18 protein-coding genes are annotated in these 23,309 nt (G+C 65.1%); 8 read left to right on the forward strand and 10 right to left on the reverse strand.

Features of this window, described 5'->3' with window-relative positions:
• The first annotated feature begins 946 nt into the window (after positions 1-946).
• The 4 genes from V9L20_RS05970 (at position 947) to V9L20_RS05985 (ending at position 7,178) form a co-directional block, all read left to right on the forward strand.
• On the forward strand, positions 947-5,341 hold the full coding sequence (locus V9L20_RS05970) for a YadA-like family protein (protein ID WP_337295885.1): 4,395 nt from the start codon (positions 947-949) through the stop codon (positions 5,339-5,341).
• 35 nt (positions 5,342-5,376) lie between these two features.
• Positions 5,377-6,225, forward strand: coding sequence for an OmpA family protein (locus tag V9L20_RS05975; protein ID WP_337295886.1), 849 nt, complete (start codon positions 5,377-5,379; stop codon positions 6,223-6,225).
• Positions 6,226-6,372: 147 nt separating this feature from the next.
• On the forward strand, positions 6,373-6,795 hold the full coding sequence (locus V9L20_RS05980) for a hypothetical protein (protein WP_258505993.1): 423 nt from the start codon (positions 6,373-6,375) through the stop codon (positions 6,793-6,795).
• 17 nt (positions 6,796-6,812) lie between these two features.
• The gene (locus tag V9L20_RS05985; protein WP_337295887.1) at positions 6,813-7,178 is read left to right on the forward strand and encodes a hypothetical protein; all 366 of its coding nucleotides are present in this window, start codon (positions 6,813-6,815) and stop codon (positions 7,176-7,178) included.
• Positions 7,179-7,222: 44 nt separating this feature from the next.
• Here the strand turns inward: V9L20_RS05985 and V9L20_RS05990 are convergent, their stop codons facing one another.
• From V9L20_RS05990 to V9L20_RS06010, 5 genes are all read right to left on the reverse strand, one after another.
• Positions 7,223-7,525, reverse strand: coding sequence for a hypothetical protein (locus tag V9L20_RS05990; protein WP_258505991.1), 303 nt, complete (start codon positions 7,523-7,525; stop codon positions 7,223-7,225).
• 28 nt (positions 7,526-7,553) lie between these two features.
• On the reverse strand, positions 7,554-9,023 hold the full coding sequence (locus V9L20_RS05995) for a DegQ family serine endoprotease (protein WP_337295888.1): 1,470 nt from the start codon (positions 9,021-9,023) through the stop codon (positions 7,554-7,556).
• A gap of 103 nt (positions 9,024-9,126) precedes the next feature.
• Complete coding sequence (locus V9L20_RS06000; protein WP_337295889.1) at positions 9,127-10,458, reverse strand: ATP-binding protein; 1,332 nt, start codon at positions 10,456-10,458, stop codon at positions 9,127-9,129.
• Positions 10,455-11,114: a response regulator gene (locus tag V9L20_RS06005; RefSeq protein ID WP_126746463.1), complete on the reverse strand. Its 660-nt coding sequence runs from the start codon at positions 11,112-11,114 to the stop codon at positions 10,455-10,457. The genes V9L20_RS06000 and V9L20_RS06005 overlap by 4 nt, the downstream gene beginning before the upstream one ends.
• Before the next feature lie 54 nt (positions 11,115-11,168).
• A complete protein-coding gene (locus tag V9L20_RS06010; RefSeq protein WP_126746464.1) occupies positions 11,169-11,939 on the reverse strand; it encodes an IclR family transcriptional regulator domain-containing protein in 771 nt (256 codons plus the stop codon).
• A gap of 130 nt (positions 11,940-12,069) precedes the next feature.
• Here V9L20_RS06010 and pobA point away from each other — a divergent pair, with 130 nt between their 5' ends.
• On the forward strand, positions 12,070-13,251 hold the full coding sequence (pobA, locus tag V9L20_RS06015; protein ID WP_337296125.1) for a 4-hydroxybenzoate 3-monooxygenase: 1,182 nt from the start codon (positions 12,070-12,072) through the stop codon (positions 13,249-13,251).
• A 15-nt stretch (positions 13,252-13,266) separates the two neighbouring features.
• Here pobA and V9L20_RS06020 read toward each other — a convergent pair whose 3' ends face one another.
• Both V9L20_RS06020 and V9L20_RS06025 read right to left on the reverse strand, forming a co-directional pair.
• Positions 13,267-13,662, reverse strand: coding sequence for an SRPBCC family protein (locus V9L20_RS06020; protein WP_258505987.1), 396 nt, complete (start codon positions 13,660-13,662; stop codon positions 13,267-13,269).
• 6 nt (positions 13,663-13,668) lie between these two features.
• Complete coding sequence (locus V9L20_RS06025; protein WP_337295890.1) at positions 13,669-15,999, reverse strand: xanthine dehydrogenase family protein molybdopterin-binding subunit; 2,331 nt, start codon at positions 15,997-15,999, stop codon at positions 13,669-13,671.
• Positions 16,000-16,193: 194 nt separating this feature from the next.
• Here V9L20_RS06025 and aat point away from each other — a divergent pair, with 194 nt between their 5' ends.
• From aat to V9L20_RS06040, 3 genes are read left to right on the forward strand one after another with little or no spacing between them, the layout of a single operon-like run.
• Complete coding sequence (gene aat, locus V9L20_RS06030; RefSeq protein ID WP_337295891.1) at positions 16,194-16,949, forward strand: leucyl/phenylalanyl-tRNA--protein transferase; 756 nt, start codon at positions 16,194-16,196, stop codon at positions 16,947-16,949.
• Positions 16,946-17,695, forward strand: a complete 750-nt coding sequence (locus V9L20_RS06035; protein ID WP_337295892.1) for an arginyltransferase — start codon at positions 16,946-16,948, stop codon at positions 17,693-17,695. Before aat ends, V9L20_RS06035 begins: the two co-directional genes overlap by 4 nt.
• A gap of 30 nt (positions 17,696-17,725) precedes the next feature.
• The gene (locus V9L20_RS06040; RefSeq protein WP_337295893.1) at positions 17,726-18,559 is read left to right on the forward strand and encodes an IclR family transcriptional regulator; all 834 of its coding nucleotides are present in this window, start codon (positions 17,726-17,728) and stop codon (positions 18,557-18,559) included.
• A gap of 5 nt (positions 18,560-18,564) precedes the next feature.
• On the opposite strand, the gene V9L20_RS06045 is transcribed toward V9L20_RS06040, so the two are convergent.
• The 3 genes from V9L20_RS06045 to leuA all read right to left on the reverse strand — a co-directional run bounded on the left by V9L20_RS06045 (position 18,565) and on the right by leuA (position 23,176).
• Positions 18,565-19,767, reverse strand: a complete 1,203-nt coding sequence (locus V9L20_RS06045) for a serine hydrolase (protein WP_337295894.1) — start codon at positions 19,765-19,767, stop codon at positions 18,565-18,567.
• Positions 19,768-19,881: 114 nt separating this feature from the next.
• The gene (locus V9L20_RS06050) at positions 19,882-21,420 is read right to left on the reverse strand and encodes a 2-isopropylmalate synthase (RefSeq protein ID WP_309957516.1); all 1,539 of its coding nucleotides are present in this window, start codon (positions 21,418-21,420) and stop codon (positions 19,882-19,884) included.
• Positions 21,421-21,472: 52 nt separating this feature from the next.
• Complete coding sequence (leuA, locus tag V9L20_RS06055) at positions 21,473-23,176, reverse strand: 2-isopropylmalate synthase (protein ID WP_258505979.1); 1,704 nt, start codon at positions 23,174-23,176, stop codon at positions 21,473-21,475.
• Positions 23,177-23,309 lie beyond the last annotated feature (133 nt).

Genomic DNA, 23,309 nt, shown 5'->3' on the forward strand with positions numbered 1-23,309 from the left:
TCGTTTTGAACGAGGGCGATCTGATGATCGCCGGCCAGGCAAAAAAAAAGCCCAGCCCGGAGGGGGCTGGGCGGAAGCCCTGACGATGTCGCCACGTCAAGGGCCCCGAGAGGAAGAACCAAGGATCGGGGCAACGGCAAAGTAGGTTTGGAGCGCCGGCCCGGTTGTCGGACATGGCCGACTTGGGGGCCAGAGGCCAGCCCGGCAATCATACTGTATGTTTGTACAGTTTTCTTGCCGTCTGGCAGAAGCGCTGTTCGGGCGCAACGGGATGAGCGCAAAGCGCTCGCATCACCGTCACACTGCATTGCGGCAATTTCGATTCACTGGGCGTGCACAGCCCGTGGCTCACCTCAATTGGGCGATCTTTAGTTTTATTTAGCCACCAGCGTCGGACTGAAATCCGAACTCCACAAGCTTACGGGCGCTTTCCGGCGATGTGAAGCCGAGCGTGATACCGATGTTTGCACGCAACTCGTCTTTAGCGTGTTTTAGAAGATTTTAGCTGTAAATAGAAATAAAATTTCAAAAACACAAGGTGTATCGACATTTATCGATTGCATATTTGGAATGCATCAATATGCGTTCAATTATCAGACTCGTGCCGCCAGCGGACACTCTGCATTCGTTGCACGGAGCTATAGCGCAAATGGTCGCACGTTAGGCGCCGCTAGACGGGGCCTCTTGATGACAACCAACTTCTACAAACCACAGACCACAAATGTATGAACTTAATTCTATTAGTAACTTTATATTACTATGACAGAATAAATTTCAATTGAAAGATTTCATGAATTCAGAAAGATGACGCCAAAACGAGACATCCTCAGTTACAACACTTCGCCCCTCTTTTAATATTTGTTTGCAAAACAATATTTCATATTTTTGCAAAACGTTGGACGACTCACATCGTTCATTAAAACTTTTATACGCACGGACGGAGCAAATGAACACTACTTATCGCTCACTTTGGAATGAATCCCTCGGGGCTTGGGTTGCGGCGCCGGAGACCACCAGTGCTCGAGGTAAGCGCAGTGGAAGTTGCGTGGCACGTTCCGCCGTGGTTAGCGCACAAGCATCGCTCCCGCCGCGACGCCTGCGCAGGGGTGTTCTGACTGCGCTGCTGGCGATGAGCAGTTTGGGATGGTGCTCGTGGGCACAGGCACAGGCGCTCTGCGCTGCAGCGCCCTACTACTCTTACAGCGGCAGCTCGACCTGTGCGGGTCAACAATCCCAAGCGACTTTCGGCGGAGCCACTGCCATAGGTTTCAACGCCTCGAGTACCGGGCTGAATGCCACGAGTCTCGGCATCAACGCCATTGCCTCTGCGACGAATGCCCTTTATCTGGGATCGCGCACCGCCCCCGGAACGGGTGCATTGGCCGAGAGCGCCATTGCGATCGGTACAGACGTGACTTCGAGCGGAGCCGGTGCCGTTGCTCTTGGCATCCAGGCAGCTGCAACCGATGCGTTTGCGACCGCCATCGGCGTAACCGCAAGGGCGACGGCGTTGCGCACGGTTGCGCTCGGAAACGCGTCACAGGCCACCAGCGAAGCGGCCACCGCTGTCGGCAACAGCGCCGTGGCGCAAGGGAATAGCTCGCTGGCACTCGGAGCGCAAGCGCTCGCCATCGGGGCGAGCACCGTTGCGGTCGGCCAAGGTGCCGGCGCGGGCTCGACGATTGCCAACACAGGTTCGGTCGCTGTAGGTGTTGCCGCCGGAACGCTGGTCACCGGTGCGCTCAACACCGCGTTGGGCGGAGGCACGGCGAGCGTGATGCGGGGCGCAGGTTCGGGCGTCACAGGAACGCGCAACCTTGCCTTCGGCACAGGCGACGGCACGGTCGCCTACGACGGCACACTGAAAGCTGCGGCAGGCAGCTTGGTCAGTGGCAACGACAATATCGCCATCGGCACCAATGCGGGCATCGGCGTCGCGAGCAGCACGACGACATCGATCGGCCTGAACGCGAATGCGAGTTTGGACAGGGCGACCGCCATCGGTTCAAACGCAACTGCTTCCGCACAGGATGCTATCGCGCAAGGCAGCAACGCCAGCGCCGGCGGCCAAAACGGCATCGCAATCGGCTTCCAGTCGATCGCCTCCAAGATAAATTCCATCAATCTTGGCGCGCGCACCGCTGCTGGAGCGGGCGCCACTGCGCAGGGTGCCATCGCCGTCGGCACGGATGTGGAGGCATCTCAGGACCGCGCAGTCGCAATGGGTGCCGCAACGCGCGCTGCCGGTGCCGACGCCGTCGCAATGGGTACCCGGACCGCCGCGACTGCGGCCAATGCCACCGCACTCGGTTCAGGTGGCACCAATGCCGCGACCGCTGTGCGGGCTTCCGCTGCCGGTTCTCTGGCACTGGGCGGCAACGCGACGGCGGGCGCCAACGCGGCAGCCGCCGATGCCATTGCCATCGGCGGAGAGACGTCCGCGACCCAGACGGAAGCAATTGCGGTTGGCCGCCTGGCCACCGCTTCGGCCGCGAACGCCATTGCGGTCGGCAGGAGTGCCCGAGCCGATTCGGCCGAGGCGGTTGCGATCGGCACCAACGCCACCGCTACTGGCGGCCGGTCGGTTTCCATCGGCTCCGGCAACGTGGCCAACGGCAACGGCGCGGTCGCCATCGGTGATCCGAACACCGCGACGGGCGACGGCGCAGTCGCGAACGGCATGGACAACACCGCCACTGGCAACGGGTCCGTGGCGATGGGCAACACCAACAAGGTTGGCGGCGGCGGTCAGGATGTGGGCGTCGCCGGCACGGCGGCGCAAGGTGCAGTCGGCATCGGCTACCAGAACACGGTGGTCGGCCAAGGAAGCGTCGCGATCGGCAGCACCAGCAGCGCACTGGCCGCGGGTGCGATTGCGTTCGGCGACACGGCAGTGGCCAAGAACGCGCGTGACGTGGCGCTGGGTTCGGGTTCGGTGACAGACACGGCCATCGCAACGACCGGTATTGTGATCGGCGGAAATCCGTACAACTTCGCCGGCACCAATCCGCTGAGCACGGTCAGCGTTGGCGCTCTGGGAACTGAACGCACGATCACCAACGTGGCGGCCGGCCAAATTACCGGCACCTCGACCGACGCCATCAACGGCTCGCAACTGTTCGGCACCAACCAACAGGTGGACTTGAACTCGACCCAGATCACCAACCTCAACAACCAGATTGGCGGCATCAACAATGGTGCAGGCATCAAGTACTTCCACGCCACCTCCACCCTGCCCGACTCGCAGGCCCTGGGCACGGATTCCGTCGCCATCGGCCCGAACGCAGTAGCCAACAACGCTGGCGACGTGGCGCTGGGCTTAGGCTCCACAACCTCCAAGGCGGTCGGCACACCAGGTGCCACGATCGGCGGCAATCCCTATGTTTTCGCTGGAGCCACGCCAACGAGCACGGTGAGCGTGGGTGCGCTGGGTGCAGAGCGCACGATCACCAATGTTGCGGCCGGCCAAATTACCGACATCTCGACCGACGCCGTCAACGGCTCGCAGCTGTTCGCCACCAACCAGCAGGTGACGTTGAACACGAGTTCGATCAACAACCTCAACAGCCAGGTCGGAAACATCAACAACGGCGCGGGCATCAAATACTTCCACGCCAACTCCGTCCTGCCCGACTCGAGCGCCGTGGGGACCAACTCAGTCGCGATCGGGCCGAACGCGGTGGCCAACAACGCCGGAGATGTCGCGCTGGGCTTCGGTTCCACGACCTCCAAGGCAGTCGGCACTGGCGGCATCGTGATCGACGGCAACCCCTATGTCTTCGCTGGAGCCACGCCGACGAGCACGGTCAGTGTGGGCGTGTTAGGTGCGGAACGCACCATCACCAATGTGGCAGCCGGCAGCATTTCCGGCACCTCGACCGACGCGATCAACGGCAGCCAGTTGTTCGCCACCAACCAGTCGATCGAAAACCTGAGCAGCACGGTCACAGCCAACAAGACCCGGTACTACAGCGTCAGCTCCACGGGCGGCGGCAACGAGGCCAACGAAGGCGCTACGGCCGCCGACGCCATTGCCTCAGGCAAGGACGCGGCCGCCAGCGGCGTGGCCAGTATCGCGCAGGGTCTCGGCGCCAGTGCCACGGTCGACGGCGGCGTCGCACTCGGCTCGGGCTCGGTTTCCGACCGCTTCGTGGCGCCGTCGACCGGCAGCATTCCAGCCGGCAGCAGCCTCATCGAATACAACACCACCGACCGCACGCTGCTTGGCGCGCTCTCGGTCGGCAGCGCGACCACGTACCGCCAGATCACCAACGTGGCCGACGGCACCGAGGCGCAGGATGCAGTCACGGTGCGGCAACTCAGCGGCGCGCTGCAATCGTTCGCCGTCACGCCCACGCTGTATTTCCACGCCAACTCCACAGCTGCGGACTCGCTGGCCATTGGCGCCGAGTCGGTAGCGGTCGGGCCGCAGACGGTGGTCAACGGCAACAACGGCGTGGGCATCGGCAACGGCGCCATCGTGCAGCAAACCGCGCCGGGCGGCATTGCCATTGGCCAGGGTGCCACTTCGCATCTGGCGGACTCGATCGCATTGGGCACCAATGCGTCCGCCGCCGGGGTTCAAGGCGTGGCACTGGGCGCAGGCAGCAGCGTGACTCAAGCGGGCGGCGTGGCACTGGGCGCGGGCTCGGTGGCTTCCACCGCGGCGGGCGTGGCCGGCTTCGTGCCGCCCACGGCCACCGATGCGCAGCGCATCGCCATCGGCGCAACCACCAGCACGCTGGCGGCGGTGTCGGTGGGTGATGCGGCCAACGGGCAGTTCCGGCAGATCACCGGGGTGGCGGCCGGCACGGCCGACAGCGACGCGGTGAACGTGTCGCAGCTGCGCGGGGTGCAAGGCGTGGTGGCGGTGATCGACCAGTCGACGGTCAAGTACGACACCAACCCGGACGGCTCGATCAACTACAACAGCGTGAGCATGGGCGGCAGCGGCGCGACGGGCCCGGTCACGGTGCACAACGTGGCGCCCGGTGTGGCCGGCACCGACGCGGTCAACGTGAACCAGCTGAATGCCGGCATCGCCGGAGCCAACGCGTACACCGATGCGCGCGTCAACTCGCTGGGCGGCGAGATCCGCAGCATTGCCAAGGACGCGAGCGCCGGTGCCGCTGGTGCGATGGCAATGGCCAACATGCCGCAGGCCTACATCCCGGGCAAGAGCATGGTGTCCGCGGGCGTCGCGGGCTTCGACGGCCAGGCCGCCCTTGCCCTGGGCGTGTCGAAGCTTTCGGACAACGGCCGCTGGGTCGTCAAGTTCAGCGGCTCGGCCAACTCGCGCGGAAAGATCGGCGTGGCGGCCGGTGCGGGCTTCCATTGGTAAGCCGGCGGCATCAAAACAAAAGGAACAACATCATCATGAAAAAAACGCAATTCCATCGCTTCCCGGCCGCCGCATTTGGAGCCGCCGCCATTCTGGTTCTGCAGGGCTGCAGTTCCTACGTGAGCAAGGGCATCACCGATGACGGCAAGGCCACCGAGGTGGTCTTCCCCAGCGTGGAAAACGACGCCTGGCTGAAGGAAGGCACGTTCCCCAACCTGAACAACCTGCGCGCGGTGGCGCCGGGTGTCACCAAGGACCAGCTGTACGACCTGCTCGGCCGTCCGCACTTTCGCGAAGGCGTGGCTAGCCCGCGCGAGTGGGACTACATCTTTCACTTCCGCAAGGCGGGCGGCGGCGTGACCACCTGCCAGTACAAGGTGATCTTCGACAAGGACTTCAAGGCGCAGACCTTCCACTGGCTGCCCGCCGGTTGCGGCGATGTGCTGGCGTCGCGCGCGGTGCCTGTGGCCGAACGGCCGGCTGGGGCGGCCCCGGCTGCGCCGCGCAAGGTCACGCTGGGCGCCGACGGCCTCTTCCGCTTCGACGGCAGCTCGCTGGCCGACTTGCTCCCCGAGGGCCGGCGCAAGCTCGACGCGTTGGCCGGCGAGATCAAGAGCAGCATCAAGTCGGTGGATGCTGTCAGGGTGACGGGCCATACCGACCGCTTGGGCAGCAGCACCTACAACAACGCCCTTTCACTGGCGCGTGCCAACACCGTTCGCAACTACCTGGCGCAGTCAGGCGTGCCGGCGCAGAACGTGCAGGTGCAAGGCAAGGGCGAATCCGAGCCGAAGGTGCAATGTGCGCAAACCAGGCGCGCGGAGCTCATCGACTGCCTGGCGCCAAACCGCCGCGTGGAGATCGAAGTCTTCGGCGGAAGCTAACGACCTTGCGGGCCCGGCCTGCCCATGCCGGGCCCACTGCGAGGCAAGCCTTTTGGCGCGGTAGCCGCGTTACAAACAGTCGCGGCTTTGTCTGACATCTGCGATTTTGAAACAACTCGATCTTCCGTTCTCGATTAGGAGGTTGAGATGGAAGATCGCGACAAGAGAAACGGCCCGGATTCGCAAGCGACAAGGGCTCTTTGGTGGGTGATTGCCGCAATGGCGGCAGTGATCTGTACGCTTGCGCTGCTGCATCTTGCCGTGCAGCGCGAGCGCGCGGCCATGGCCGTCGGCCAGGTCGATTTTCAGCTGCTGCCCGAGGCCGTTGCCGAAGCCTGGAGGGCTACCCCACCCCTCTTGAATCCTGACAGCGCGCCCGCATCATTGATCCCATCAAAAAAACCGGAGGAAGATGATGTCGAGGTCTTCGGATGCGCGCGCCCTCTCCAAGCTCGCCTGGGAGGCGGCGTGGGAACGTCTTGGCAATGCGCTGCAGCCACCGCCGGGCTATCCGGAGCCGACGGCGGAGCAGCTTCAGGAGTGCTTTCGGGTGGCGCAGGAGCAGCTTGAAAACTTGCGCGAGGCCTATGACATCGCACCGCCACGCAATCCGTGAAGCCGGCCAAAGCCTTCGCGCACGCGAAATATCGCAAAAAGAGGGTATTTCCCAGAGCGCGAGTCAGCCGCTAAACAGTAACGCCGCGTACATTACCGCCAATGTACTATCGGCTTGGTCCATGCACTTGAATTCTTTACTCTTGGTTGCGCTGCTTCTTGTTGCAAGCGGTTTGTTCTGGTGGTGGGCCTTTGGCGGAGGTCTCTTCGCTCTGATCTCCGTCGCGGTGATCGGCGTGGGGGCCGTGCTCTACCTGGCCATGCGCGGGGACAAGGGCATCAAGGACGAGCTCGACGCGCAAGTGCCCCAAAAAGACGCGGGCAACAAAGAGTCCTGAAGCGCGCGCGCTGCGCGGCGCCAGCAGCGCTCGCGGCTTGTGCGTCAGCGCAAGGCAAACGCCAGCGTCACGGCGCCCAGCGCCAGCAGCGCAAGCCCGGCAATGAATACCACCTCGCCCCAGGCTTCGAGGCGGGCCCCCGATTTGCGCGACCGCATCGAGATGAACGACAGCAGCGCGCTGGCCAAAAAGACCAGCGCGTCGATGGCCAGCATGCGGTCGATGACCAGCCGCAGGTCGTCGCGGGGGCCCAGGTGGCCGATCGACATCACCGTCATGCACACGCCGATCATGGTGGCCGACGTGGGCAGGATGTGGGCCGAAAGGCCGCCGATGGATGAGCTCATGTTGTGCGCAAAAGCGTGACGGCGCACCTCAGCCGATGCGAACCGGCACGAAGATCTTGTCTTCGCCGCGCTGGATCAAAAGCGCGACCGACTTGTCGGCCTTGGCCACCACTTCGCGCACCTGCTCCAGGCTCTTGGCGGGCGTGCCGTTGATGGCCAGCAGCACGTCGCCCGCCTGCACGCCGGCCATGGCCGACGGACCGGCAACGTCTTCGACCAGCAGCCCGTTCTCGATGGCGGCCTCGCGCTTTTCCTGCGGCTGCAGGGGCCGCAGCGCAAGGCCGAGCTTGCCCTGCCCCGCGGCGCTGTCGGCCTTTGCGACCTGCGTGGGTTTGTCGCTCGCGTCGCCGAGCCTGGCGGAAAGCTCCTGGCGCTCGCCCTGGCGCCACACTTCGAGCGTGACCTTCTTGCCGGGCGTCTGTTGACCGATCACAGCGGGCAGGTCGCCCGACGAGACGATGGGCTGGCCGTCGACCTTGCGAATCACGTCGCCCGCCTTCAGGCCGGCCTTGTCGCCGGGGCCGCCCTTCTCGATGTTGGAGACCAGCGCGCCTTCGGGCTTGTCGAGCTTGAACGAATCGGCGAAGGCCTGGTTCACCTCCTGCACCGCCACGCCCAGCCGCGCATGCGTGGCCTTGCCGGTGGCAACGATCTGGTCCTTCACCTGCACGGCCACGTCAATGGGAATGGCGAACGACACGCCCTGGTAGCCGCCGCTGCGGCTGTAGATCTGCGAGTTGATGCCGACCACCTCGCCGCGCGTGTTGAGCAGCGGTCCGCCCGAGTTGCCGGGGTTCACGGCCACGTCGGTCTGGATGAACGGCACGTAGCTGTCGTCGGGCAGCGAGCGGCCCTTGGCGCTCACGACGCCGGCAGTCACCGTGCTCTCGAAGCCGAACGGCGACCCGATGGCCAGTACCCATTCACCGACCTTCAGGTCCTTCGTGTTGCCCAGCGCAAGCGTGGGCAGGTTCTTCGCGTCGATCTTGAGCACGGCGATGTCGGTCTTGGCGTCGGCACCGAGCACCTTGGCGCGGTATTCGCGGCGGTCGGTCAGCTTGACGGTGACCTCCTTCGCGCCTTTGACGACGTGCGCGTTGGTCATGATGAGGCCGTCGGGGCTCACGATGAAGCCAGAGCCCTGCGCCCGCACCGGCACGTCGCGCTGCTGCGCGCGCGGGCCCATCTGGCCCTGGAAGCGGCGGAAGAACTGGAACATCGGGTCGTCCGGGTCGATGCCCTGCATCTCGGCCGCGGCTTCGGCGTCCGACTCCTTGGCCGTGCCGGTCACGCTGATGTTGACCACCGCGGGGCCGTCTCGCGTGGTGATGGTGGAAAAGTCGGGCAGCGTGACCATTGCGGGGGCGGCGGCAACGGGCGTGGCGTTGGTCGGGGCGCTCACGGCACTGGTGTAGGCGCCGGCACCAACGGCGCCGATCACCCCGGCGGTCGCCAGGGCAAGGACCAGGGCGGAGGGAGAAGTCAGGCGGGTGTTCATTTCTAGCTTTCCTTTCAATGCGTCTGCACGCAAACACGATGAGAGGAATGTCGGCCCGTTGACTTAAGCGCGCCTTAAAGTGCGGCTCGAATTCGAGAAGAACTCAGGCCTTGGCCGGAAAACGCACCAGCACCCGCAGGCCGCCCAGGCTCGGTGACGCAGCGAGCGCCACCGTGGCGCCGTGCAGGTCGGCAATCGACTTGACGATGGCCAGACCGAGCCCGCTGCCCGGCGCCTGCGGTTCGCCCGAGCGATAGAAGCGGTCGAGCACCCGCCCGCGCTCTTCTTCGGGCAGGCCGGGCCCGCTGTCGTCCACGCTGAGCTCCACGCCATCGCCTTGCACCGCGATGCCCACGTCGACGCGCCCGCCTTCAGGCGTGTACTTGACGGCGTTGTCGACCAGGTTGCGCAGCAGCATGCGCAGCGCTTCGGGCTGGCCGTTCACCACGGCGGCGTCGTCCGCATGCGAGATGCCGATGTCGATACGCCGTGACTGCGCCGCCGCGACCGCGTCCGAAATGGCCAGCCGCGCGGTTTCGGCAAGGTCGACCGGTTCGGGCTTTGCGCCCGCGGCCATGCTGGCCTCGTGCCGCGCCAGTGCGAGCATCTGCTCGACCAGCCGCGTGGCGCGGTCGATGCCCGCCACAAGCCGGCTCACGGCCACTTCGCGCGCCGCGGCATCGGGCGCGCGCTGCAGGCCTTGCACCTGCAGCTTCAGTGCGGCAAGCGGCGAGCGAAGCTCATGCGCGGCATCGGCCACAAAGTGCTTCTGCGCATCGAAAGCGTGGCGCACCCGGTCGAACAGCAGGTTGAGTTCTTGCACCAGGGGGCGGACCTCGTCGGGCAGGCCCTCTTCGCTCACGGCGGAAAGATCGTCGGCCTGCCGCGATGCAACCTGTGTGCGCACGCGTGCCACGGGCGCGAGCGAAAGGCTCACCACCCACCACACGATGAGCATGAGCAGCGGCGCCATGAGCGCCACCGGCGCGATGGTGCGCAGGGCCAGCGCGCCGGCCATGTTGCGCCGCGCCGCCATGTCTTGCGCCACCTGGATGACCAGCCCGCTGGTCTGCATGGAGAACACGCGGTAGGTGGTGCCGCGCGCACGCACGTCGGCAAAGCCCAGCACCGCCAGTTGGGGCAACGCGGCCTGCTCGGCGGATTCGAAAATGCGCACGCCGTCGGCCGTCCACACCTGCACCACAAACTCGAAGTTCTGCTCGCCGCTGCCTATGCCGCCCACCGCCGCGCTGGGCGGCAGGCCGGCGCGCAGCGAAAGCGCCATCTGCTGCATGTGATAGTCGAAGATGTCGTCGGCCTCCTTCAGCACCGTGCGGTAGGCCACCACCGCCTGCGCCCCGGCGGCCAGCACAATGGCAGCAAGCAGAAACCAGAGCAGGCGCGCGCGCAGCGACCCCGTCAGCGCGCGGATCATGCCTTGGGCACCATGTAGCCCACGCCGCGCACGTTGCGGATCAATTCGGCGCCCAGCTTTTTGCGCAGGCCGTGCACGTACACCTCTACGGCGTTGCTGCTGATCTCATCCTTCCAGCTGTAGAGCTTTTCTTCGAGTTGCGCTCGCGACAGCACCATGCCGGGCCGCGCGATCAGCGGTTCGAGCACCGCCCATTCACGGGCCGAAAGTATCACCGGCTGGCCTGCCACGGAGACTTCACGCGTGGCGGGGTTGATGCTCACGCCCATGTGCTCGTACACCGGCTCGGCGCGCCCGGCAGCGCGGCGCAGCAAGGCCCGGATGCGGGCCAGCAGTTCGTCCAGGTCGTAGGGCTTGAGCACGTAGTCGTCGGCGCCCGCGTCGAGCCCTTCGATGCGTTGCTGCACAGAGTCGCGCGCGGTGGCAATCAGCACGGGCATGCGCTGCTTGCGGGCGCGCAGGCTGCGCAGCACCTCGAGCCCGTCGCGGCGGGGCACGCCCAGGTCGAGCAACACCAGGTCGTATTGCTGGGTGCGCAATGCGGACTCGGCCGCCTCGCCGTCTTTCACCCAGTCCACGGCGTATTGCTCGGCGCGCAGCAGATCGAGCACAGCTTCGCCGATCATCACGTCGTCTTCCAGAAGCAGCAGTCGCATGGTTGTTGTGTTCCGTTTCGGGGTTCGAGGCAGCGGCGGCGCGGAAAGTTCAGGCTACAGCAGCGACCTGACCTCGCGCGCGGCCTCGAAGAGCAACGGGAGCATCTCGCGCTGGAGCGTTTCTTCCTGGTAGCGCGTGCCGGAGAGCACCACATTGAGCGCTGCCACGGTGTGGCCCTGCATGTCGCGCAGCGGCACCGCGAGCGCCTGCACGCCCAACTCATGTTCTTCGCTGGCAAAGCAGTAGTCGTTCTTGCGCGTTCGCGAAATCAGCTGGCGCAGACTGCGGGCCTGAGTGGTGGTGTGCGGCGTGAGCCGTGCGAGGTGGCGACCCTTGAGCCACTGCGTGAGCTGGGCGGGCGCCATGGCTGCAAGCAGCACCCGCCCGGTGGAGGTGGCGTGCGCCGGCAGGCGGGCGCCAAGGTGCAAGCCGTACGCCAGCACGCGAGTCGGCGTGCCGTAGCTGCCGCTGCGCGCGATGATGACCACCTCCTCGCCGTCGAGCACCACGGCCGAGAACGATTCGCCGGTTTGTGCCGCAAGGCGGTTGAGCGTGGGCTGCAGCGCACGCGGCAGGCGCGATGAAGCAAGGTAGCTGCCCGAAAAGCGCAGCACCTTGGGCGCCATCCAGAAATAGCTGCCGTCCGTTTCCAGGTAGCCCAGGTGGGCCAGCGTGAGCAGGTGCCGGCGCGCGGCAGCCCGCGTGAGGCCGGCGCGCTCTGCGGCCAGGGTGGCGTTGAGGCGCTGGCGCTCGGTATCGAAGCTTTCGAGCACGGCCATGCCCTTGGCAATGCCCTCGATGAAGTCGGCTTTGGCGATGGTCATCTGGTCGAAGTGAGAAGTGTTGCGCGATCATCGCGCAGCCGCTCGCATGATCGCACAGAGCCTCGCAGAGCGCCGCGCCAGCATGCCGCGCACGCCCTACGCTCCGGAAAACCCCATCGGAGACACCAACATGCGCACACAGGTCGCGATCATCGGCGCGGGCCCAGCCGGCCTGCTTCTCGGGCAGCTGCTTTTCAAGGCCGGCATCGACAACATCATCGTCGAGCGCCAAAGCGGCGACTACGTGCTGGGGCGCATCCGCGCGGGCGTGCTCGAGCAGGTCACCATGGATCTTCTGGCGCGCGCTGGCGTCGATGTGCGCGCCAAGACCGAGGGGCTGCCGCACGAAGGCATCGAGCTGCTGTTCAAGGGGGCGCGCCACCGCATCGACATGCACGGCCTCACGGGCGGAAAGCAGGTTACGGTGTACGGCCAGACGGAGGTGACGCGCGACCTGATGGAGGCACGCTCTGCCGAAGGCCTGACCACCGTCTACAGCGCGGCCAACGTGAGTCTTCATGACTTCGACTCGCAGCGCCCGCGCGTGCGCTACGAGAAAGACGGCCAAACGCACGAGATCGAGTGCGACTTCATCGCCGGTTGCGACGGCTACCACGGCGTGAGCCGCGCCAGCGTGCCTGCGGACGCGATCCAGACCTACGAGAAGATTTACCCCTTCGGCTGGCTCGGCGTGCTGGCCGACGTGCCGCCGGTGTCGCATGAACTCATCTATGCCAACACCGAGCGCGGCTTTGCCTTGTGCAGCATGCGCAGCGCCACGCGCAGCCGCTACTACGTGCAGGTGCCGACCGAAGAGCGCGTTGAAAACTGGAGCGACGAGGCCTTCTGGAACGAGCTGCGCGCACGGCTCGACCCCGAGGCGCGCGAGCGGCTGGTGACCGGGCCTTCGCTGGAGAAGAGCATTGCGCCGCTGCGCAGCTTTGTGGCCGAGCCGATGCGCTTCGGCTCGCTGTTCCTGGCCGGAGATGCCGCGCACATCGTGCCGCCCACCGGCGCCAAAGGGCTCAACCTTGCGACGGCCGACGTGGGGTATCTCTCGCGTGCGCTCGAGATCTTCTACGGCGAGAAAACGCCCTCCGCGCTCGACCGCTATTCGGACCTTTGCCTGCGCCGCGTGTGGAAGGCGGAGCGCTTCTCGTGGTGGTTCACCTCGCTGATGCACCGTTTTCCGGAGACCGGCGCCTTCGGCCAGAAGATCCAGGAAGCCGAGCTCGACTACCTGGTGCACTCGCACGCCGCCTCCACCGCGCTGGCCGAGAACTACGTGGGCCTGCCGCTCGAAGACTTCTAGGCCGGCAGCAGCGGTTTACTTTTCTAGCGTCTTCTTCATCGCAGCGCCGCCCTGGTCCATCATCGGAGCGATGTAGGCGGCAAATTCGTCGGGCAGCACGTCGGTGATCCACACGAAGCGTGAGCGCCCTTCGCCATGCGCGAACACCTGCGCCGATGCATGGTGATGGCTCGCCTTGCCGCCGGTGATGGTGTAGGCCAGGCGGCGGTTCGGCTCGTCGATGCCCACGAGCAGCTCGCGCGCCACCATACCGTTGGCAAAGCTCACGATGCGGGCGCCCTGCCCATCCAGCTTGGCGTCCGTCAGAAAGCCGGGCGCGAGGCGCGTGTGCACGGCACCGAAGTCGCGCAGCGCATCCCATACTTTCGCCGCGTCGGCCTCGACGATGAATTCCTTGTAGATCGTTGCCATGGTTCTTCAATCCACCGTGTGCATGGCCTGCCACACGCGCGCCGGGCTCAGCGGCATGTGCAGGCGCGGTGCGCTGGCCGCAAAGCCGTTGCGCGCAAAGGCGTCGGCCACGGCGTTGACGATGGCCGGCGTCGCGCCGATGGTGCCCAGCTCGCCCACGCCCTTCACGCCCAGCGGGTTGTTGATGCAGGGCGTCGACTCGTCCATTTCCATGTGGAACATGGTCTGCACGATGTCGGCGCGCGGCGCGGCATAGTCCATGAGGCTGCCAGTGACGGGCTGGCCTGTTTCGTTGTCGTACACCACCTGCTCGTAGAGCGCCTGGCCAATGCCCTGCACCGCGCCCCCTTCGAGCTGGCCGCGCACGATCATCGGGTTGATCACTCGGCCAACGTCGTTGACCGAGCTGTAGGCCACCACGCTGATCTCGCCCGTGGGCGGGTCGATTTCGATCTCGCAGATGTGGCAGCCGTTGGGCCAGGTCGGGCCGGCCACGGTGCTGGTGGAGTCGACGAAAATTTCGCCCTCGGGCTGCTTGCCCGCCAGGGCGAACAGGTCGAGCTCGAGATCGGTGCCGGCCACGTTGAACACGCCGCGGCTGTAGACGATGTCGTCGACGGAGGCTTCGAACTCCTGCGCCGCGAGCTCGCGTGCCTTGTCGATGGTGCGCTCGGCGCCGATGCGAACGGCCGAGCCGCCGGTGAACAGCGAGCGCGAACCGGCGCTGCCGAAACCGTCGCCGCGGTCGGTATCGCCAAGCACCACGCGCACCTTTTCGATCGGCACGCCGAAGGCATCGACCGCCAGCTGCGCCAGCGACGTGGCAATGCCCTGCCCCATGGCGTTGACGGCCGAGAACACCTCGATCACGCCGTCGGCCTGAACCGAAACCGTGACGCGCTCCTCGAACACGTTGCCGCCGGTCCATTCAAGAAAAGTGGCAATGCCCAGCCCGCGGTGCTTGCCCTGCCGCGCCGATTCGGCCGCGCGGGTTTCGAAGCCTTGCCAGTCGGCGAGCGCCAGCGCCTGGTCCATCACCGACTCGAACTTGCCGGTGTCGTAGGTCTGCGCCATCGGGTTCTTGTAGGGCATCTGCTCGGGGCGGATGAAGTTGCGGCGGCGCAGTTCGACGCGATCGATTCCGATCTGGCGCGAAGCCTCGTCCATCAGGCGCTCGATCGTGAAGATGGCCTCTGGGCGGCCCGCGCCGCGGTAGGCGCCGGTGGGCGCGGTGTTGGTGAGCACCGCTTTGAAGTGAAAGTCGATGGTCTGGATGTCGTAGACGCTGGTTTGCACCCAGGGGCCGATCAACAGCTGGATGGCGACACCGGTGCCGGTGGCATAGGCGCCCACGTTGGCCAGCGTCTTGATGCGCAGCGCGAGGATTTTTCCGTCGGCATCTAGCGCGAGTTCGGCCCGGGCCTCGATGTCGCGGCCATGCGCGCTTGAAAGAAATTCTTCGCTGCGCTCGGCCACCCACTTCAAGGGGCGCTTGACCTGCAGCGCGGCAAACGCGACTGCGATGTCTTCGGGATAAGCGCCGGTCTTCATGCCGAAGCCGCCACCCACGTCGCCCACCACCACGCGCACCTTCTCCTTCGCGAGGCCGATGGCGGCGCACACGGAGTCGCGCACGCCCGACGGCATTTGCGTGCTCATGCGAATGGTGAGGCGGTCGGATTCGCCGTCGTAGGCCGCAAGCACCGAGCGCGGCTCGATGGTCAGCGCGACGACGCGCTGGTTGACCACATCGAGCGCGACCACATGGCTGGCCTTGGCAAAGGCGGCTGTCGCGGCTTCGCTGCTGCCGTGCTTCATTTCGGCGGCAATGTTGCCGGTAGCTTCGGCGCACAACTGCGGCGCCCCGTCGGCGGTGGCGCTCGCAAGATCGACCACCATGGGGAGCTCGTCGTAGTCGACCATCAATGCCTCGGCGGCATCGCGCGCCTGCTGCACGGTTTCGGCCACCACCGCCGCCACCGCCTCGCCGACGAAGCGCACACGCTCGTGCGCCATGGCAAGGCGCGGCGGGCTGGCGCAGTCGCCGCCATCGGCGCGCTTGAAGCCGGCGGCGCCCGGCATGGGCTGCACACCCGCCTCAGCCATTTCGGCGCCCGTGATCACGCGCAGCACCCCGGGCATGGCGGCGGCGGCGGCCGTGTCGATGGACACGATGCGCGCATGCGGATAGGGAGAGCGGAGAAAGACGAGATGCGCCTGTCCAGGCAGCGTGACGTCGTCGGTGTAGCGGCCTGCGCCGGCCAGCAGGCTCTCGTCTTCGAGGCGGCGAACCGCATGGCCGCTACCGAAACGCGTGGGGTTGGAGTCAGTGGTCAACGTGGTCCTCTTGGGCTGGCCTCCGCAAGGCAATGCCGGCCTGGCGGTCCGCTATGGGTCTGTTGTGATATTCCTGTGCGCCGTTGCACCGGGAGCCTGTGTCTCGCAGGCCGCAATCGTTTGCGAGCCGCTGAAGAGTGGCCATTTTCACCCATCCGGATGAAGCTCGCCACGAAGCCGTGTATACCTACGGCATGCAACAACTGCCTTGGCTCGAACCCGGCGACGCACTGCCCGACCCCGCATCCGCATGGGGCGAAACCGACCCCGTGCCCGGCCTGCTTGCGGCCGGCGGAGCGCTCGATGTCGGCACACTGACGCAGGCCTATGGCCGCTGCGTATTTCCATGGTTCAGCGAAGACCAGCCGATTCTCTGGTGGAGCCCGGACCCGCGCATGGTGCTGCAGGTGGCCGACTTCAAGCTCCACCGGTCACTGCGCAAGACCCTGGCGCGGTTTGCAGAGGCGCCGGGCTGCGAAGTGCGCATCGACCGCGATTTCGCGTCGGTCATCAAGGCCTGCTCGCAATCGCCGCGCGTGGGGCAGTCGGGCACATGGATCGTGCCGGACATGGTGAAGGCCTACCTGGCGCTGCACCGGGCCGGCCACGCGCACAGCGTGGAAACGTGGATCGACGGCGAGCTGGCGGGCGGGCTCTACTGCGTTGCGCTCGGGCGTGCGGTGTTCGGCGAATCGATGTTCACCCGCCGACCGGACGCCTCGAAGATCGCGCTGGCGGCGCTGGTGTGCCTGTGCCGCCGGTTCCAGGTGAAGATGATCGATTGCCAGCAGAACACCGCTCACCTGGCGAGCCTGGGAGCGCGCGAAATGTCCCGCGACAGGTTCGTGGCGCATGTGGCCAACGCCCGCCTGCAAGAGGGGCCACAGTGGCATTTCGAGCCCGTATACTGGACAGAACTCCTTTCCACGCGACCTTCTCAATCGACGTGACGCACCTCAAGGATCTTCCGCTTCACACGCTGCAGTTCTACGCGACGGCGCCCTACCCCTGCAGCTATTTGCCCGACCGCCAGGCCCGGTCGCAGGTGGCCACGCCCAGCCACCTGATTCACAACGACGCCTACTCCGACCTGGTGCTCAGCGGCTTCCGGCGCAGCGGAATGTTCACCTACAGGCCGTATTGCGACGGTTGCCGCGCTTGCATTCCGCTGCGGGTGCTGGTCGACAGCTTTCACGCCACCCGCAGCCAGCGCCGCGCCGTGAAGCAGCACAAGAACCTGCACGCGCGCGTGCTCAAGCTGTGCTTCGTGCCCGAGCACTACCAGCTCTATCTTCGCTACCAGAATGGCCGCCACGCCGGCGGCGGCATGGACCACGACAGCATCGACCAGTACACGCAGTTCCTGCTGCAGAGCCGGGTCAATTCGCGGTTGGTGGAGTTCCGCGAGACGCTGCCCGACGGCAGCGCTGGCGCGCTGAAGATGGTGTCGATACTCGACGTGCTGAACGACGGCATTTCGGCCGTCTATACCTTCTACGAGCCGGACGACAGCGCGGGCTACGGCACCTACAGCGTGCTGTGGCAGATCGAACAGGCCCGGAAACTCGGGCTGCCGCATGTCTACCTTGGCTACTGGATCGAGGGCAGCGCCAAGATGAACTACAAGGCGCGCTTCAGCCCCCATGAACTGCTGATTGACGGACACTGGCAGGCGCCAAACGATTTCACAAGGTAAAATGGCGCCCGGTCCACACCGCATCGCGCCATGAGAAAAAACCAATCCGACGTTCCTGCCGTTCCAGTCATCCAGGTGATCGAGCGCATGTTCGCGCTCATCGACGTGCTCGCCTCCCGCGAGGAGGCGATTTCGCTGAAGGAAATCAGCGAAAAGACCGGGCTGCACCCCTCCACCACCCACCGAATCCTCAACGACCTGGCGGTCGGCCGCTTCGTCGATCGGCCCGAAGCCGGCAGCTACCGGCTCGGCATGCGGTTGCTGGAGCTCGGCAACCTGGTCAAGGGCCGGCTCAACGTGCGTGACGCCGCCCTGGGGCCGATGCGCGAGCTGCACAAGCTCACCCAGCAGCCGGTGAACCTGAGCATGCGGCAAGGCGACGAAATCGTCTATATCGAGCGCTCGTACAGCGAGCGTTCAGGCATGCAGGTGGTGCGTGCCATCGGCGGCCGGGCCGCCCTGCACCTGACCTCGACCGGCAAGCTGTTCCTCGCGGCGGACGATCCGCAGCGGGTGCGCAGCTATGCCACGCGAACCGGCCTGGCCGGTCACACGCGCAACAGCATTACCCAATTGCCCGCCCTGGAGCGCGAGCTGTCGAAGGCGCGCCAATACGGCATTGCGCGCGACAACGAAGAACTGGAACTGGGTGTGCGATGCATGGCCGCCGGCATTTACGACGACCAGGGCAAGCTGGTGGCGGGCCTGTCTATTTCCGCCCCGGCAGACCGGCTGGACGAGGGCTGGCTGCCCAAGCTACAGGCCACGGCCAATGAAATTTCGGGGGCGCTGGGCTACAAGGACGCTGCCTCGGCATCCGCTGCTCCAGGTGCAAGCGGCAACGGCTCTTCAGCCGCTGCCTGAGTCGTTCAGCCGGCGACCTGGTAGGTCGCGTTGCTGCGCGAGGCTGCCGGCGAGCCGGTGGAGGCATGCGCTGCCTCGACCCAGCGGCGAACCCGCTCTGCATCGGCAATGCGGCTGTACTTGCCGGCCGAATCCAGGAACACCATGATGAGCTTGCGCCCAGCCACCTTCGCCTGCATCACGAGGCACTGGCCGGCTTCGGAGATGTAGCCGGTCTTCTGCACACCAATTTCCCAGTCCGGGCTCTTCACGAGACGGTTGGTGGTGTTGAACTGCAGCACGCGGTTGCCCACCTCGACCTGGTATTCAGGCGAAGTCGACAGCGAGCGCACCGTGGCGTCGGAATAGGCGGCATTGACGAGCAGCGCCAGGTCTTGCGCGCTCGACTGGTTGCGGCTCGAGAGGCCGGTGGGCTCCACGTAGCGCGTGTCCTTCATGCCGAGCATCTTTGCCTTGGCGTTCATGATGCTCACGAAGGTTGCAAGGCCACCCGGATAGGTACGGCCCAGCGCGTGCGCAGCGCGGTTTTCGCTCGACATGAGGGCCAGGTGCAGAAGTTCGCCGCGCGACAGCGTGGTACCCACGGTCAGGCGCGAACGGCTGCCCTTTTCGGTGTCGACGTCGTCCTGGGTGATGGTGATCAGCTCGTCGGTAGGAAGATGGGCCTCGCTGATCAGCAGGCCGGTCATCAGCTTGGTGAGCGATGCAATCGGGAGCACCGCATGGTCGTTCTTGCTGAACAGCACTTCATGCGTGTCCTGGTCGATCACCAGTGCAACGCTCGACTTCAGATCGAGCACGTCTTCGGTGCCATGCAAGCCGGCCAGTTGGCCGAACGACTGGCGTGCCGGCGTCTCGACACGAACGACCGAGCGGCGTTGCACGGCAACCACGGTCTTGCCGTTCTTTTGGCGAATGGAAGCCACTACGTTGCGGCCGCCACGAACGACTTTTTCGCTTCTATCGGCCTTGCCGCCGCGCTTGGCGACAACGGCAGCGCGCGGCGCCTTGGCCGAACGCTTGACTTCCACTGGCACGGGTCCCGCGGCCTTCTTGGCCGTGGACATCTTGGCGACAGTTGTTTTTTCCTTCTTGGCGGCCTGTGCACCGGACAGCAAAAACGCCGTGGCGCAGAGCGCGACGGCGACGAATTTGACTGCGGGCAAGAACCGCTGGCTGGAAACTCGGCGGGGGCGGGTTTCGGGCATTAATAAATCTCCAGCGGCAAAATGAGAACCGCAGTGTATCGAAATCAAAAAAGGCACGCAATATCAGTTACTTGCGTCCTTTTCTTCACTCGAATCCAAGGATCACTCGTAAAACTAACCTTGTGCCGCCACTCTCTCAGCTTGGCTCTGTAACTTATTGAGAGCACTCAAATAAGCCTTGGCCGATGCGACCACGATGTCGGGGTCCGCGCCAACTCCATTCACTACCCGCCCTGCATTTTGTAACCGAACTGTAACTTCTCCTTGGCTTTCTGTCGAGCCACTAATCGCATTAACCGAGTAAAGCACCATCTCGGCGCCGCTCTTGACAAGCGATTCGATGGCCTTCAGAGAAGCATCAACCGGGCCATTGCCGTCGGATTCGCCCGTGACTTCCTTGCCCTGAACGGTAAAGACGACCTTGGCCTGGGGGCGTTCGCCGGTTTCGCTGTGCTGGGAAAGCGACACAAAAGCAAACTGTTCATCAACGTGCGCCAATTCCTCGGCGCTGACGAGCGCGAGGATGTCCTCGTCAAAAATCTCCGACTTGCGGTCGGCCAGTTCCTTGAAGCGCAGGAAGGCGGCATTGATGTCGGCTTCGCTGGCCATCGTCACGCCCAGGTCTTGCAGGCGCTGCTTGAACGCGTTGCGCCCGCTGAGCTTGCCCAGCACGATCTTGTTGGCCGTCCAGCCCACGTCTTCGGCGCGCATGATCTCGTAGGTGTCGCGCGCCTTGAGCACGCCGTCCTGGTGAATGCCCGAGGCATGCGCAAAGGCATTGGCGCCCACCACGGCCTTGTTGGGTTGCACCACAAAGCCCGTGGTCTGGCTCACCATGCGGCTCGCCGCCACGATGTGCCGGGTGTCGACGTTCAGCTCCAGCCCGAAGTAGTCCTTGCGGGTCTTCACGGCCATGACGATTTCTTCGAGCGAGCAGTTGCCCGCGCGCTCGCCCAGGCCGTTGATGGTGCACTCGACCTGGCGTGCGCCGCCGATCTTCACGCCTGCCAGCGAGTTGGCCACGGCCATGCCGAGGTCGTTATGGCAATGCACCGACCAGACGGCCTTGTCGCTGTTGGGCACGCGCTCGCGCAGCATCTTGATGAAGTTGCCGTAGAGCTCGGGAATGGCATAGCCCACCGTGTCGGGCACGTTGATGGTGGTGGCGCCCTCGTTGATCACGGTTTCGAGCACGCGGCAGAGAAAGTCCGGGTCGCTGCGATAGCCGTCTTCGGGGCTGAACTCCACGTCTCCCACCAAGTTACGCGCAAAGCGCACGGCAAGCCTGGCTTGCTCATGCACTTCGTCCGGCGACATGCGCAGCTTCTTTTCCATGTGAAGGGGCGACGTCGCGATGAAGGTGTGGATGCGCCCGCGCGCCGCGCCCTTGAGCGCTTCGGCCGCCCGCGAAATGTCGCGGTCGTTGGCGCGCGAGAGGCCGCAGATCGTCGAATCCTTGATGGCGTTGGCAATGGCCTTGACCGCTTCGAAGTCGCCGTTCGAGCTGGCCGGAAAGCCGGCTTCGATGACGTCGACCTTGAGCCGCTCGAGCTGCTTGGCAATGCGCAGCTTTTCGTCGCGCGTCATCGAGGCGCCGGGCGATTGCTCGCCGTCGCGCAAGGTGGTGTCGAAAATAATGAGTTGGTCGGTCATCGTGGGTTTCCTTATGTTCGTTTGCACCTTGCGCGTACGGCGGCGGACAGCTTCAGGCGACTTCAACCACCGATTGTGCGCTGTGCGCGCCCCGGGTGCGTGCGCGCTGCACGCCCGAGACAATGGCCTTGAGCGAAGCCGAGATCACGTCCGCATCGATGCCCACGCCGAACAGCGTCTGGGCTTCATCCACGCGCAGTTCGAGGTACGCCACCGACCTGGCATCGGCACCCGCGCCAATCGCATGCTGGTGGTAGTCCATCACGCGCACGGTGTGGCCAGTGGCCTTGCAGAGGGCTTGCGTGAAGGCGTCGATCGGCCCGTTGCCGCGGCCTTCGATGGCGCGGATTTCACCGTCCCACGGCAGGTTGCCGCGCAGCACCACCGAAGCATTGGCGCCCTCGCCTTCTTCCTCGAGCACGCGGTGCTGCAGCGAGTGAGCGGCCTCGATGCCGTATTCGCGAACGAACAGCTGCCAGAGGTCGGCCGCGGTGAGCTCCTTGCCGGCCACGTCCATCACGCGCTGTACGGTCTGCATGAACTCCATCTGCAGGCGGCGCGGCATCTCGATGCCGTATTCGCTTTCGAGCAGGTAGGCCATGCCGCCCTTGCCCGACTGGCTGTTGACGCGAATCACGGCCTCGTAGCTGCGGCCCACATCCTTCGGGTCGATGGGCAGGTACGGCATGTCCCAGATGTCACCTTCCTTGCGGGCTGCAAAGGCTTTCTTGATGGCGTCCTGGTGCGATCCCGAGAACGAGGTGTAGACGAGATCGCCCACATACGGGTGGCGCGGATGCACCGGGATCTGGTTGCAGTGCTCGACCGTCGCGCGGATCTCGTCGATGTTGGAGAAGTCGAGCTCCGGCGAAACGCCTTGTGTGTAGAGGTTGAGCGCCACGTTCACGAGGTCGAGGTTGCCGGTGCGCTCGCCGTTGCCGAAGAGGCAGCCTTCGATGCGCTCGGCGCCGGCCATCAGCGCCAGCTCCCCGGCCGCGGTGCCGGTGCCGCGGTCGTTGTGCGGGTGCACGCACAGCACGATGGAATCGCGCCGCGCCAGGTTGCGGTGCATCCACTCGATCATGTCGGCAAAGATGTTCGGCGTGGAATGCTCGACCGTGGTGGGCAGGTTGACAATGCACTTGTGCTCCGGCGTCGGCGCCCAGACTTCGGTCACCGCATCGACCACGCGCTTGGAAAACACGACATCGGTGCCCGAGAACATTTCGGGCGAATACTGAAAGGTCCACTTCGTCGCAGGCTGCTTCGCGGCGAATTCGTTGAACATGCGCGCGTGGCTGCTGGCCAGCTCGACGATCTGGTCTTCGTCCATGCCGAGCACCACGCGGCGCATCACGGGGGCTACCGCGTTGTAGAGGTGAACGATGGCACGCGGCGCGCCTTGCAGCGACTCGAAGGTGCGCGCAATGAGGTGGTCGCGCGCCTGCGTCAGCACCTGGATCGTCACGTCGTCGGGAATGCGGTCTTCCTCGATGAGCTTGCGCACGAAGTCGAACTCGACTTGCGAAGCGGAGGGGAAGCCGACTTCGATTTCCTTGAAACCAATGGCCACGAGCGTCTCGAACATCCGCATCTTGCGCGCAATGTCCATCGGCTCGACCAACGCCTGGTTGCCATCGCGCAGGTCCGTCGACAGCCAGATGGGCGCCTTGGTCAGCACGGCATCGGGCCAGGTACGGTCCTTGAGGCCGATCGGGGCGAATGCGCGGTATTTGGCTTGAGGTTGCTTGAGCATGTCGATTTCTCTGGATGGTTGGAATTCAACCAGCAACCCCAAAAACAAACGGCCCGTTGCTGGTGCGAACGGGCCGTGGTGAGGGATTTGCGCGTGCGCTACCGTCTCCGCCCGTGAGGGAGGGCTAGTAGAG

This window comes from Variovorax sp. CCNWLW225 (assembly GCF_037204045.1).
GTDB lineage: Bacteria > Pseudomonadota > Gammaproteobacteria > Burkholderiales > Burkholderiaceae_C > Variovorax.

Coding starts and splice junctions, on each gene's coding strand:
- V9L20_RS05970 (WP_337295885.1), top strand. CDS start 947: ATGAACACTACTTATCGCTCACTTTGGAATGAATCCCTCGGGGCTTGG.
- V9L20_RS05975 (WP_337295886.1), top strand. CDS start 5,377: ATGAAAAAAACGCAATTCCATCGCTTCCCGGCCGCCGCATTTGGAGCC.
- V9L20_RS05980 (WP_258505993.1), top strand. CDS start 6,373: ATGGAAGATCGCGACAAGAGAAACGGCCCGGATTCGCAAGCGACAAGG.
- V9L20_RS05985 (WP_337295887.1), top strand. CDS start 6,813: ATGACATCGCACCGCCACGCAATCCGTGAAGCCGGCCAAAGCCTTCGC.
- V9L20_RS05990 (WP_258505991.1), bottom strand. CDS start 7,525: ATGAGCTCATCCATCGGCGGCCTTTCGGCCCACATCCTGCCCACGTCG.
- V9L20_RS05995 (WP_337295888.1), bottom strand. CDS start 9,023: ATGAACACCCGCCTGACTTCTCCCTCCGCCCTGGTCCTTGCCCTGGCG.
- V9L20_RS06000 (WP_337295889.1), bottom strand. CDS start 10,458: ATGATCCGCGCGCTGACGGGGTCGCTGCGCGCGCGCCTGCTCTGGTTT.
- V9L20_RS06005 (WP_126746463.1), bottom strand. CDS start 11,114: ATGCGACTGCTGCTTCTGGAAGACGACGTGATGATCGGCGAAGCTGTG.
- V9L20_RS06010 (WP_126746464.1), bottom strand. CDS start 11,939: ATGACCATCGCCAAAGCCGACTTCATCGAGGGCATTGCCAAGGGCATG.
- pobA (WP_337296125.1), top strand. CDS start 12,070: ATGCGCACACAGGTCGCGATCATCGGCGCGGGCCCAGCCGGCCTGCTT.
- V9L20_RS06020 (WP_258505987.1), bottom strand. CDS start 13,662: ATGGCAACGATCTACAAGGAATTCATCGTCGAGGCCGACGCGGCGAAA.
- aat (WP_337295891.1), top strand. CDS start 16,194: ATGCAACAACTGCCTTGGCTCGAACCCGGCGACGCACTGCCCGACCCC.
- V9L20_RS06040 (WP_337295893.1), top strand. CDS start 17,726: ATGAGAAAAAACCAATCCGACGTTCCTGCCGTTCCAGTCATCCAGGTG.
- V9L20_RS06045 (WP_337295894.1), bottom strand. CDS start 19,767: ATGCCCGAAACCCGCCCCCGCCGAGTTTCCAGCCAGCGGTTCTTGCCC.
- V9L20_RS06050 (WP_309957516.1), bottom strand. CDS start 21,420: ATGACCGACCAACTCATTATTTTCGACACCACCTTGCGCGACGGCGAG.
- leuA (WP_258505979.1), bottom strand. CDS start 23,176: ATGCTCAAGCAACCTCAAGCCAAATACCGCGCATTCGCCCCGATCGGC.